The organism is Leptospira venezuelensis (genome assembly GCF_002150035.1).
GTDB classification, from domain to species: domain Bacteria; phylum Spirochaetota; class Leptospiria; order Leptospirales; family Leptospiraceae; genus Leptospira_B; species Leptospira_B venezuelensis.
Window position 1 is genome coordinate 1,294,228 of record NZ_NETS01000010.1, and the last position, 13,029, is coordinate 1,307,256.

Sequence of the window (13,029 nt, forward strand, 5' to 3'; positions counted from 1 at the left end):
CTATCCTTCGCTATCGGCCCATTTTTGCAAGGAGATAAGTAGTGCTCCTATATCTTCCGAACAATATAATAAGGCACTTCTGGCATCCTTATACATCTGCTGTTGATTATAGGCCACTTGTTTTAGATGGTTTTCGTTCTTAGTATTCAGAACGTTTAGGGCGTTCAAGACCATTTTTTTGACTTTTCTGGTCAGATCTAATAGAAGTTCCTGCATTTCCCAACGGATCACTAATTTCAGTTTTTCAGGATCGGAGGTTTTGGACTGCAATGCCTGTTTACGGTGAGACTCGTACTTCGCCACATAATAAGTGATGGATCTAGGATAGGAAGTGAGTTCTTTATGATAGTTTAATATCTTATCCAACTTTTGGAAGAACTCTATATCGAATTCCCTTGCAAGGTTTCCTACTATGTTTTTGTTCTCGGAAGGATCTCCGGTGGCTTCGAAAATTTTAGAATTTCGAATATTGTTTAATACTGATTCGATCCTATCCTTGATCTTCTGAAATTGTTGAACGCTATCTTCTATATATTTCGTTTCTCTATTGGAACCTGCTTCTATGTTTTCTATAAAAACAGGAACATCTTCTTTTCCGGTATTAGTAACAATCCCTGCATCGGAAATATTTAGATCCACTTTGGAAAGATCGAATATATCGTTTTGGACTGAATTCATTCTGGCTGAAAGGTCCGGACCTTCTGAAGGAGATATATCCAATTCTTTTTGGATATTAGGAGTATATGCAGGTTTTTCAGAATTAGCAGAGCTTGGCTTACTATGTTTTGTCTTTTCTGCCAGATTCTCTACCCAGTCTGCACTTGGATGTTTTGTATTTTTGAGAAGATTAGATAATTTCTGTAGATCTAAAGGATTGGATCCTGACTTAGGATTTACTCTTCCTAGTTTAGGTTTATTCGCTTCTGCTTCGGAAGCTTTTTGAAGAGTAATACGAATGATCTCTGCCTTTCTGCTTTCTTTATTAAAACGAACTGCATAACGGTTCCCGTTCCTATCCAAATACTTGGTTCCTAACTGAGCCAAAGAAAGTTTATTCGGATCGATTTCGTCTATCGAGTTCACGATGATATAGTCTTGTGCTTGTCTTGATAGCATGCGAGGCGTCCCTGGATCTTCCTAATAGGACGTATAATTAATTTCCAATCTTTCGAATTACAGAAAATAGAATAAAAATCTTTCTAAGCATAGCAAATTTTTTTTCTCGACTTTGGTTTAGGAAATTTATTTCAAATATACCTCGTTTAAGGTAAATACTCGAATTAGTATAACTGTTGGAACTTCAGCAAAGCAGTTTCGAAACTAATTACTTAAGTGCAAATAACGCAATCTTCAAATTCGAAGTCCGCACTCAGAGAGGAATATGGTCTTAGTCATTATCCGCCGAGACTTGGGCGGATCTTTGCGCGACAGCGATTGCGAGTAGTTCGCGAGCAAAAGATGTAAAAGCTCGTTGACAGGCTGCCTGGGTACGAAAATCTGGGCTCAATCCCTGAATAGGAAGTAGAGATCCTTGGCGAATATTAAATCTTCAGAAAAAGATATCCGTAGAACGAAACGCAGAAATGCGGCAAATTCTCAAAACAGGAATCGCCTTAGGACCCAAGCTAAAAAGATCCTAAAAGCGCTCCAAGACGGAGAGAAAGACTCCTTAAAATCTTTGTTCGGACAATATTCTTCTCTTCTGGACAAAGCTGCGAAAACCAACCTGATCCACTCTAAAAATGCAGACCGCAAAAAGAGTCGGATGGCATTGCGTATCAATCATGCTGCAACCGCATAATAACCGTTTTCATAACGGGCGATTAGCTCAGCTGGGAGAGCGCCTCCCTTACAAGGAGGATGTCGGCAGTTCGATCCTGTCATCGCCCATGTTCTCATCCCAATTCAAAAAACATTCCCCGGAATCATGGCTCTAAATCATCAAAAACCGGTCTTCCAACACCCGGATTTGATGGTTTCCGTGTCCGGAATCCGGGGAATCATTCCGACCGGTCTTAGCCCTGACGTAATTTTCCATTCACTTATGGCCTTTGGGTCCAGACTCAAAGGTAATTCAGTCGTTATCGGTCGAGATTCTCGTCCGAGCGGTGCTTATATCGAAAATATTGCGATCGGGATCATGCTTGCTATGGGCAAAAATGTGATCCGTTTGGGAATTGTTCCTACTCCTACCGTTAAGGCAGTGGTAGCTCAGTCAGGAGCTGCTGGCGGGATCATGATCTCCGCTTCTCATAATCCAGTGATCTGGAATGCTTTTAAGTTTATCGGGCCTGGCGGATTTTTTACAAACGCACAAGACTTAGAAGGTCTTTTGGATCTGGTCCGAAAAGAAGATTATAAACCTTTCCAATTCAAACCTAATACTAACGTGGAAGATGGAACCGACAGGATCCAAGCTCATATAGATTCCGTTTTAGCTAGAGTGAATGTATCTGCGATCAAACGTAAAAAGTTTACGGTATTTTTAGATGCGGTTAACGGCGGGGGAAGTTTCGTTTTACCTGAATTGTTAAGTCGCTTGGGTTGTAAGGTCATTCTACAACATTGTACTCCTGATGGAACATTTCCCCGTCCACCTGAGCCTACTCCGGACGCGCTCAAACAATCTTCTCGTTTGATCAAAAAATCCAAAGCGGATATAGGCTTTGCTTTGGATCCGGATGCAGATAGATTAGTTGTACTTTCTCCTAAAAAAGGCGCTATCTCTGAAGAATTAACTCTTCCGCTCAGCTTTATGTCTTACCTTGCTTCTAATTCGATTCCTAAGAAGGCATCCATCACTGTGAACCTCTCCACAAGTTTTGTGAATGATTGGGTCGCAAACTCTGTTGGAATTCCGACTTATCGTTCTAAGGTGGGGGAGGCGAACGTTGTGGCAGAAATGATACACCGTAAGTCTGTTTTTGGCGGAGAAGGAAACGGAGGAGTCATTGATCCGGCGATTCCTTCTTTCGGAAGAGACTCTCTTTCCGGGGTGGCTCATATACTGAATCTGCTTGCCCTCAAGGGGGAAGATGCTGAAACTGTGATAGGTAGTCTTCCTGCGGTCCATATGCGCAAGATTGCCTACAAGATCGCGGGGCAGAAGACGGAGCAGATTTATTCTAAGTTTCGCAGCGCCTTCTCCGAATATAAAGAAGATTCGAGAGACGGTTTACGTTTAGCGAACCAGGACTCTTGGATACATATTCGACCTTCGAATACCGAGCCGATCCTCCGGTTGATTGGAGAGGCCAGAACCAAAAAGGATCTGGAATCCCTTTTAAATAAAGCCGGAAAGATCATGGAGAATTCATAATATATGTGTGGAATCGTAGGATACGCTGGCGATAAAAACGTAGAATCCGTACTCATAGTAGGGCTCATCGGTTTGGAATATCGTGGATACGATTCTGCCGGGATCGCAGTCCTGGACAGAGGAGAGATCCAAGTCCGAAAACAGAAAGGCAAGATTAAGGATTTGGAGAATTACCTAAAGGAACATCCGATCCGAGGTAATGTTGGAATTGGTCACACTCGTTGGGCAACTCACGGAGAACCAAACCAAATCAATGCTCACCCTCATACAGATTCCAAATCTACTGTTGCAGTAGTACATAACGGAATTATAGAAAATTATTCTGAACTCAGACAAGAACTGAAACAAAAAGGTTTCGTATTCCACAGCATGACGGATACGGAAGTTCTTCCAAATCTTTTAGCTGAGAGTAGAAAAAGAGGCAAATCCAATAAGGAAGCTTTTTTAGAATTATTTGATAGAGTTCATGGAAAATGGGCAGTTGCGGTAGTATTCGATAACGAACCGGACAGAGTTTATTTTGCACAAGATGGCGCACCTTTACTTTTAGGAAGAGGCAAAGAAGAATATTATCTTGCTTCCGATATTTCTCCTCTAACTAGAAACTGCAGAGAAGTTTATTATATCAACTCCAAGGAATGGGGATATTTTACAAAAACCGAATGTAAGATCTACGGCTTTGACGGTTTGGAGAAAGAATTCGAATTCAAAACTCAGGATATTAAATTTGAGGACGTCGACAAAGGCGGTTATCCTCATTATATGATTAAGGAGATCCACGAACAACCTGGGATCTTCCGTAGGATCATCCAATCTCGTATTTCTGAAAGCGGTGAGATCGAATTTCCTGAAAGTACAATTTCCAGAGAGATGATGTCCAAGGTAAACCGTATCATCATCCAAGCAGCAGGAACCAGTTATTATGCTGGAATGCTTGGAAAACATTATCTGGAAAATTTCGCAAAGATCCAAACGGATACTGAAACTTCTTCGGAATTTCGTTATAGAAATCCTGTGGTAGAGGGTGATACTCTTATCGTAGGAATTTCTCAGTCAGGAGAAACCGCGGATACACTTGCATCATTATTAGAAGCAAAAGCAAAGTTTATCAAAGTTCTTTCTTTGGTGAATAATGTGAATTCTACAATCGCAAGAGAATCAGATTCATTCATTAGAACGGATGCTGGTCCCGAGATCGGTGTTGCGAGCACAAAAGCCTTTACTGCTCAGGTAATTAACCTTCTTCTTTTTTCCTTATATGTTGCTCGTTTGAAATGGATCGTCTCCGACGAAGAACTCAAAACTTTGTTAGAAGAGATCAGGCTTCTTCCCGGCAAAATGGAAAGAATTTTGGCACAGGCCCATATTCTGGAAAACTGGGCGGCTGATTTTACTAAAACAAAAGATTTTGTATTCTTAGGTAGGACTTACAACCATCCAGTCGCATTGGAAGGAGCCTTAAAATTAAAAGAGGTTTCATATATCCACGCTTCCGGTTATGCAGGTGGGGAATTCAAACACGGACCGATCGCACTTATTACAAATGAAGTTCCAGTTGTATGTATCGCGACCAAATCCGAAATTTATAGCAAAATGCTTTCCAATATCCAGGAAATCAAAGCCAGAAACGGAATTATAATCTCCATTGTAACCGAAGGGGACAGAGAGGCAAAAGAGCTTTCAGACTACTGTTTTGAAGTTCCGGACTGTCCGGAAATTTTAAGTCCGATACTGAATGTTCTTCCTCTCCAACTTCTTGCTTATTATTCTGCCGTGGCTAGGGGTTGTCCTCCGGACCAACCTAGAAACCTAGCGAAGTCCGTCACAGTGGAGTAGTGCACGTGGGCAGAATTCAGAGAATTTGGATCGATGAGAGGGAAACTCCTCCCGGTTTGGGAGCCTTAACCAGGATTCGATCTTTCTCCGAGATTCGAGATGGTGTTTTAACACCTCTCCAACGTTTAAAAGAGCAGTATCCTGATTCTAAGATACTATACTCTAACTCTAATTCTGCATTCGAGAAAACATTCTTCGAAAGAAATCCAAAGATCTCTGAATATGACGGAAAGGATGTAGACCTAATCATCCGTCCTGAGGAATTTTTACCTTGGAAATCCTTAGAATCTGTGGGCAAAAACATAGACCAGGATTTGGAAAATTATAAGGACCTACGCAAATGGGCCCGCAAACTCAAGGTAAAGTCTGGAGATTTCCAAGTAGTAGGAAAATCCAAACACGTTCATATACATCCTTCTGCTAAAATTTATCCCGGCGTGGTCATAGACGTAACTTCCGGACCTGTGATCATCGACAAAGATGCAAAAGTAACTTCTTTCAGCTTTTTAGAAGGTCCCTTATACATTGGCCAAGGCACACATGTGGACAACGCTCGTATCACCGGGAACACTTCGATCGGCAATGTATGTAGGATTGGCGGAGAAGTCGGCGACAGTATTATATTAGATTTTACGAATAAACACCATGAAGGGTTTTTAGGGCATTCGGTAGTAGGAAGTTGGGTCAATCTAGGTGCATTATCGACCACCTCCGATCTAAAGAACAATTATGGCGTCGTCAAGATCAGAGAAGAAAATACAGAGATCACAACAGGTTCCATCAAATTCGGTTCTATCATAGGAGATTTCTCTAAGATAGGCATCGGTGTTATGTTGAACACAGGAACAGTAATAGACTTCGGATGTAATGTGGTTTCTTCTAGGGCGAGTGGATATCTTCCACCATTCTTATGGGCAGATGGACAACCATATATCTTAGATCTATTTCTTCGCGATTCTCGCAAGATCATGGCAAGAAGGAACAGAGAACTTTCTCTTTCCGAATCAGAACTTATTAGAATTTTATACGAAACCAAGGTCCGGAAATAAAAAAGGACCGGAGGCCCCATGGAAGTTTTGGAATCGCGTATTAGTACGTCTTCCCCTGAATATAAAGAGAATTTCAAAGACCTTTCAGAGAAGGTCGCTGATTTACGTAAACTTCTCCAAAAAGCCGGACAAGGCGGAGGAGAAAAATCTATCCAGAAACATAAGAGCAGAGGAAAGCTCACTGCAAGAGAAAGGGTACAAGGACTAATAGATCCAAACACTCCTTTCTTGGAATTCTCCGCTCTGGCTGGAGAGAAGGTTTATGCAGACGATGTTCCTTCTGCAGGGATCGTAACTGGGATCGGAAAAATTTCAGGGACTCCTTGTGTAATCGTCGCTAACGACGCCACTGTAAAAGGTGGGACTTATTATCCACTCACTGTCAAAAAACATATCCGCGCACAAGAGATCGCATTAGAGAATCGTCTTCCTTGTGTTTATCTGGTGGATTCAGGTGGAGCATTTCTTCCGATGCAGGATGATGTATTTCCTGATAAATGGCATTTTGGTAGGATCTTCTATAACCAAGCGAATCTTTCTAGAATGGGGATCCCTCAGATCTCAGTGGTAATGGGAAGCTGCACTGCAGGTGGAGCCTACATTCCTGCGATGTCTGATGAATCTGTAATCGTAAAAGGAAATGGTACCATCTTCTTAGGCGGACCTCCTCTTGTAAAAGCTGCAACTGGAGAGATTGTTACGCCTGAAGAATTGGGCGGTGCAGATGTTCACTGTAGGATCTCAGGAGTGACAGACCATTACGCTGAGAATGATCCACATGCACTCGAGATTGCTAGACATATCGTTTCTAGTTTGGGAGCAAGAGCCAAAAAATTAGAAGAACAGATCTATTACGAAGAACCTCTTTATCCTTCTGAAGAAATTTACGGCATTATCCAAAAAGATATCCGCAAACCTTACGATGTAAGAGAAGTGATCGCAAGAGTGGTAGACGGTTCCAGATTCCAAGAATTCAAAAAATATTATGGGACTACGATCGTAACAGGTTTCGCAAATATCTATGGAAAGACTGTAGGTATTATCGCAAACAATGGAGTTTTATTCTCCGAAAGTTCCTTGAAGGCCGCTCATTTCATCCAACTTTGCAACCAAAGAGAGATTCCTTTACTCTTCTTGCAAAACATCACAGGTTTTATGGTTGGGAAGAAGTATGAAAATTCAGGTATCGCAAAAGATGGCGCTAAAATGGTAAATGCTGTCTCTACTTCCGTAGTTCCAAAATACACTGTGGTGATCGGTGGTTCCTATGGGGCTGGAAATTATGGAATGTGCGGTCGTGCATTCGGACCTAGATTCCTATGGATGTGGCCAAACGCTAAGATTTCCGTAATGGGAGGAGAACAAGCAGCAAATGTTCTACTCACAGTGAAGCAGGAACAATTGGAGAAGGAAGGGAAATCACTCTCTGATGCAGAGCAGGCAGAGTTCAAGAGACCTATATTAGAAGATTATGATAATCGCTCTTCTTGCATCTATTCTACGGCCAGACTTTGGGATGATGGGGTTTTAGATCCGGCTCGTACAAGAGAAGCTTTAGGTTTAGCATTATACTCTGACCTTTCTCCTAAGGGTATAGAGCCTTCTTACGCAATCTTCCGGATGTAATTTTACTCCGGAAGAATGATACCTAAGTATAGTTTTTCCCTTTAAAATTTTATTTTTCTGGCAGATCCTAAAAATCTGCCTAATATGTACGCAAACTGCTAGGCTGGATCTGGAAACGTTCCCCCTAAACTAGGGAAAAATCTGCCTCATCTATAAATTTGGATCTATTTTCCTAGAGAAAACCTCGTTTCAGGCCTCTAGGATTCCTATTCCATTTTTTTAATCTTTTTTTGAACTAATTTTTAGCTCAGGTACTCTTCTTGCATTATTTGGATTAAACATATTTTCGAGATGAGATTTGAGAAAATGAAAATTGCCCAAAAACTTATCGCGCTCTTGATCTTAATCGCTCCAGTACTGATCTGGGGTCAAGACGCTACACCAGCACCAGCCGCACCTGCTGCCCCTACTTTGGATAAAGGGGATACCGCATGGATGATCGTGGCTTCCACTTTCGTGTTCTTCATGATCCCAGGACTCGCGCTGTTCTACGGCGGTATCGTAAGATCTAAGAACGTTCTTTCTACGATGATGCACAGCTTTGTTGCAATACTTGTCCTAACTATCCAATGGACAGTATTCGGATACAGCTTAGCATTCTCCGGCGATAGTCCATTTTTCGGCGATTTTCAACTTCTACTGTTGAATGGAATTACCGACGAAACTTTGGAAGGAACTATTCCGAAATACATTCACTTCCTTTTCCAAGGAATGTTCGCGCTAATCACTCCGGCTTTAATTTCCGGTGCGATTGCAGAAAGAGTGAAACTTTCCGGTTACATCGTTTTCATTCTAGCATGGTCTACCTTAGTTTACGATCCAGTCGCGCACTGGGTATGGTCCGCTAACGGTTGGTTATTCAAAAAGACTGCATTGGATTTCGCAGGTGGAACAGTAGTTCACTTGATTTCCGGTATCGCAGGTTTGGCTGCAGCAATCGTATTAGGAAAACGTAAGGGAGAAGGCCCTGCACTTATCGCTCCGAACAACTTGACTTACACCTTAATCGGTGCGGGATTCCTTTGGTTCGGATGGTTTGGATTTAACGCAGGTTCTGGTCTTGCCACTAACGGTCAGGCCGCAAGAGCTTTTGTTGTTACCTTAGTTGCTCCTGCAACAGCTGGCGCAGTTTGGTTATTAATCGAATATCTTCACACTAAAAAAGCTACTGCTCTTGGAGCAGCTTCTGGGATCGTTGCAGGTCTGGTTGTAATCACTCCAGCTGCAGGTTTTGTGGACGCAACTGGCGCATTGATTATGGGAGCAATTGTATCCCCAATCTGTTACGGTGCTATTCTGCTGAAAGGTAAGCTCGGATACGATGACTCTTTGGACGCTTTCGGAATTCACGGCGTTGGTGGAGCTATCGGTGCGATCCTTACAGGTGTATTTGCACTTGCGAATTACATTCCTGAAGGAGTTACTCGCGGAGACCAGATTATCGTTCAGATCATCAGTGTTGTAGCAACCGGTGCTTATTCTATCGTAGTATCCTTGATCTTAGTGTTTATCATCGAGAAAACAATCGGATTCAGGATTTCCGAAGAGAAAGAGATTGCTGGACTCGATTCCGAGATTCACGGAGAAAAAGGTTATATTATATAACCTTTTGAATTTATACATTAAGTAAAGGAGAGCATATGAAATTAATCGTAGCAATTATCCAGCCCCATAAACTGGAAGAGGTTAAAGCGGAGCTTACTAAGAATGAAATTTATAGACTTACCGTAAGCGACGTGCAAGGCTACGGGCAGCAAAAAGGTAAGACTGAAGTATTTCGCGGACATGAATACCAAGTAAACCTTCTGAGAAAAGTAAGATTGGAGATCGCAGTAAACGATGAGTTCGTAAAACCTACTGTTGATGCGATCTTGAAAGCTGCCAAAACTGGCGACGGAAAGATCGGAGACGGAAAAATATTAATTCTTCCTCTCGAAGATGTAATCCGTATTCGCACAGGAGAAAGAGGAAGCTCAGCGATTTAATTCTTCCCCAATACGAGTCGAAACTAGCTTCGGGGTCGGTGATTTACCGACCCCATTTTTATACCTAGGCTTAATATCGTCTGTATTTTGTTAGCCGATCCAGTTTTTAAAAGGTATATCTAATCTGTGGACTCTAAGTGGAGGATGAATCGTTTTCGCAACCTGTTCTGAAAACGAACGGGATCGAATGTAATATCTTCGATCCTGGAAATCAATTGAAAGCAATTTCGGAATGATTATGAAAATCTGAATTCTATTTGCGGCGAAATACCGAAGTAACGATTCCAAGTCCGAATCCGATGATAGCACCGGCAGATAACCAAATCCATCTCGACCAAGATCTTGTATCTTCTGAAGCCGCTCTTAGTTCTTGCAATTCAGCAATATTCTTTTTCATTTCCTGTCTTAATTCTGCGGAAAGCTCTTGTAGTTCAGGATCAAATACAAATACGGTTTTTTGTGCGTTGTTTCCTTTTCCAGTATTGTTGATCGATCCATAGTTCCCATTGGCTTTTGGTACGGAGTCTTTTAACTTCTTCCCTTGTAATTCCCAATATCTTGTTCTAACTAGATTATGATTAGGCCAAACTTCGTATGCTTTTTTGAAAAATTCGAATGAAGAAAGTTTTCTTCCTTCTTGATAATAAGTTTCCGCTTTGCGTATCCAAATTTCAGCTTGGTACAATGCAAGTGTTGGATCAGAAGGTTTGGACTGAAGTAAAGGGTCCAACATATCTTGTGCTTGGTTTACATTTCCTGATTCAAGAACCCTTTTTATTTCAGGATAATCCTCAGGTATAGTATCCCCGAGAATTTCTAGTACGAATAGGAAACAGATTAGAAAAACTAAATATTTATTTTTCATATAATTACCTGCTAATGATCACTGCAGAATGAGCGTATCTTGCTCTAGGCATTGCTGCTAACCCAGCGGTTTCCCAAGGACCTCCTACAGCTCCTGATAGATTTACTTCGATTGCATAAACGTTTGTGCTCGGAACATTCAAACTAACAGCACCGCCCATAACGTACGCCTTTCTATTCTCATAAGAATATTCTACGGAAGGAAAATATCGAGCTATGGGGATAGAAGGTCCGGCAGTGAAGGAAGCTGCAGTCGGCTCAGTGCTTAGATAGTCAAATTGAAAACTAGGGCTGATAATTCCGGCTGGTTGTGTAATGCTTCCGGTAGTAGAACCACCTGCTGCAATAATCCCGCTACGATCTGCCGGAAAAGGATCTCCTGCCTGAGGGCGAATACAAGCAATTCCGGCACCATGTCTTGAGTCACCAGTTAGGCTCGGTTCATTAAAAGAAGTAACCGCGTTTGCAGAAGGAACATATACATCCGAAGAAGGATCTGGATTTCCACTATTAAAAAATCGTCCTCCCGTAAAGAATAATGTTCCTCCGATTGTGCAACTGGACATATCAATTTTTTTGAATATATTCGTAGAAGAAGTATAGTTCACCCAAGTTCCAGTACTTCCTGCGGGAGTTTCGGGAAAAAGTTTATACACTTGGTTTGTTAGAGTGCCGGTAGTCATATCCATAGTGGTAGTGCCCGAAAGAACATAGATATTGTTTTCTACAGAAGTAGCGACTGCGCCTTGAATATTTGTAGGCAAATCTGCATAAGACTTCCAAATATTTGAAATAGGATCGTATGCTTCTACCTTATTGCTAATGACGAAAGAACCGGCAACATCCGTGACGCCTCCGATTACAAAAATAATTCCTTTATGATTTACTACCGATGCGTAAGCTCTCGGTGTCGGCATTCTGCTAATTGTAGGGTACCATTTATTTTCTACAGGATCGTATAGGTCGATTTCTGCCACAGGCTTACGATCTGCGCCTATACCTCCGACTATCCAAATCCCTCTTGTTCTAATCGGGTCGTCGCTGATCCAAGTTTTGAACGGAACAGAATAGATCTTTTCGGCGGACATTTCCCCGCAATATGGATAAGCCGTATAATCGGTGTTAGGCTCTAGGTGATCCATTTGGACTGAGTGGATTTTTTCACTCGTCATAGAAGCTTTAACTGATTCGGGGGAGTTCTTGCCATAAGCAAGCCAGGCTTTAGTCGGAGAGGAGCAACCCCAGTTAAGTGTGGTTTGTTTTGCACCTAAGGAGACTTGAAACCATTCCACTTTATTTGTAGTATTATTCGTACCTTCTAAAAAAGGAGAGTTTTCACATTGGATCAAAGAGATTGCCAAAAATCCCAAGACCATCACAAACATATTTTTCAATTTCATAATCTTTTACCTATGGATATTTCTAAACCTGCCATGCAGAAAGTAGTGGTTCTTTCGAAAAAACAAGTTCCTCTGATTCCTGTCCTAAGTTGATAATCTCCCCAACGAAATCCTTGGTAACCTAACTCTAAAGATGCGGAAGGATCTAAACCTGCCCTAGAACTCTCTTCGTATTTGTATTGAACGGACGCGACACCTAATCCCAATTTAGCGTAGAAATCCAAATTTTGATTTCCGCCTATAAGCCAATTTCGTCCGAAATTCGTCCAGGCATGCAAAACACTGAAGTTTCCCAATTCACTTTTAGAAGAGAGGCCTTCTACTCTGAAACCCCATTGGTAAGTATCTCTCATTCGCATGAAAGCTGGCTCAACGAAGAATCCAAACGCGCCTGTAGCAGGGAATGTTGGGCCAAGGGGTTGAAAATTAGGCATGTACGCAGCAGTCAAACCAAAGAGTGTTTCTGGTTGCGGCTGGTTGGCAGGAAGATATTCGGACGGAAGATCTGGTTCCTTAATCCCCGAGCTTTCCACATTGGAAACTCTGGACTTATCGATCTCCAAAAAACCTACTTCTGTACGGATTACATAAACTGAATCGTTCTCTTTGGCGAGAATTCCTTGGATCCTACTTCCGTCCTTTAGTTGATAAGTGGAATAACTATAAGAGACTTGTTCTCCCTTTTTAGCATAATCTAATTTTCGAATGTCTTTTTTGGGAATTGCATAGACCCTATTTTTCCATTGAGCTCTTACATATTTTTCGTCTTCCGAAATCACTTCTAGAATGAACGCATCTCCGTTGTTTAATAAAAGCTCGGCAGCTTGGATACCGGAAGAAACGAAAAGGAAAAGTAAGATGCAGGAAATTTTCAATTTTAATTTCAATTAATATTCCTCATAACGCAGGTTTGAATTACTACGGTTGTTTTATATACTTATGATATGCTT

11 protein-coding genes and 1 tRNA gene are annotated in these 13,029 nt (G+C 41.7%); 8 read left to right on the forward strand and 4 right to left on the reverse strand.

Annotated features, from left to right (window positions below):
- Entirely contained in the window at positions 1-1,116 is a 1,116-nt protein-coding gene (locus tag B1C82_RS13285; protein WP_086448016.1) for an LIC_10450 family protein, read from the reverse strand.
- A gap of 415 nt (positions 1,117-1,531) precedes the next feature.
- Between B1C82_RS13285 and rpsT the strand changes: the two genes are divergently transcribed.
- The 8 genes from rpsT (at position 1,532) to B1C82_RS13325 (ending at position 9,815) form a co-directional block, all read left to right on the forward strand.
- The gene (gene rpsT / locus B1C82_RS13290; protein ID WP_086448017.1) at positions 1,532-1,801 is read left to right on the forward strand and encodes a 30S ribosomal protein S20; all 270 of its coding nucleotides are present in this window, start codon (positions 1,532-1,534) and stop codon (positions 1,799-1,801) included.
- Between the two features lie 16 nt (positions 1,802-1,817).
- Positions 1,818-1,890 (forward strand) — tRNA-Val (locus B1C82_RS13295).
- A 37-nt stretch (positions 1,891-1,927) separates the two neighbouring features.
- Positions 1,928-3,319, forward strand: a complete 1,392-nt coding sequence (gene glmM / locus B1C82_RS13300; RefSeq protein ID WP_086448018.1) for a phosphoglucosamine mutase — start codon at positions 1,928-1,930, stop codon at positions 3,317-3,319.
- 3 nt (positions 3,320-3,322) lie between these two features.
- Positions 3,323-5,155, forward strand: coding sequence for a glutamine--fructose-6-phosphate transaminase (isomerizing) (gene glmS, locus B1C82_RS13305; protein ID WP_086448019.1), 1,833 nt, complete (start codon positions 3,323-3,325; stop codon positions 5,153-5,155).
- 5 nt (positions 5,156-5,160) lie between these two features.
- The gene (locus B1C82_RS13310) at positions 5,161-6,204 is read left to right on the forward strand and encodes a GlmU family protein (RefSeq protein WP_086448020.1); all 1,044 of its coding nucleotides are present in this window, start codon (positions 5,161-5,163) and stop codon (positions 6,202-6,204) included.
- Between the two features lie 18 nt (positions 6,205-6,222).
- Positions 6,223-7,830 carry a carboxyl transferase domain-containing protein gene (locus B1C82_RS13315; protein ID WP_086448021.1) on the forward strand — a complete coding sequence of 536 codons (1,608 nt, stop codon included), beginning with the start codon at positions 6,223-6,225 and terminating at the stop codon, positions 7,828-7,830.
- A gap of 306 nt (positions 7,831-8,136) precedes the next feature.
- Positions 8,137-9,435: an ammonium transporter gene (locus B1C82_RS13320; RefSeq protein WP_086448022.1), complete on the forward strand. Its 1,299-nt coding sequence runs from the start codon at positions 8,137-8,139 to the stop codon at positions 9,433-9,435.
- 35 nt (positions 9,436-9,470) lie between these two features.
- On the forward strand, positions 9,471-9,815 hold the full coding sequence (locus B1C82_RS13325; protein ID WP_008595143.1) for a P-II family nitrogen regulator: 345 nt from the start codon (positions 9,471-9,473) through the stop codon (positions 9,813-9,815).
- A gap of 253 nt (positions 9,816-10,068) precedes the next feature.
- Here B1C82_RS13325 and B1C82_RS13330 read toward each other — a convergent pair whose 3' ends face one another.
- The 3 genes from B1C82_RS13330 to B1C82_RS13340 are packed head-to-tail and all read right to left on the reverse strand — an operon-like array spanning position 10,069 to position 12,966.
- The gene (locus B1C82_RS13330; RefSeq protein WP_086448023.1) at positions 10,069-10,680 is read right to left on the reverse strand and encodes a tetratricopeptide repeat protein; all 612 of its coding nucleotides are present in this window, start codon (positions 10,678-10,680) and stop codon (positions 10,069-10,071) included.
- A gap of 4 nt (positions 10,681-10,684) precedes the next feature.
- The gene (locus B1C82_RS13335) at positions 10,685-12,079 is read right to left on the reverse strand and encodes a Kelch repeat-containing protein (RefSeq protein WP_086448024.1); all 1,395 of its coding nucleotides are present in this window, start codon (positions 12,077-12,079) and stop codon (positions 10,685-10,687) included.
- A complete protein-coding gene (locus B1C82_RS13340) occupies positions 12,076-12,966 on the reverse strand; it encodes an LA_3334 family protein (RefSeq protein WP_086448025.1) in 891 nt (296 codons plus the stop codon). The genes B1C82_RS13335 and B1C82_RS13340 overlap by 4 nt, the downstream gene beginning before the upstream one ends.
- Positions 12,967-13,029 lie beyond the last annotated feature (63 nt).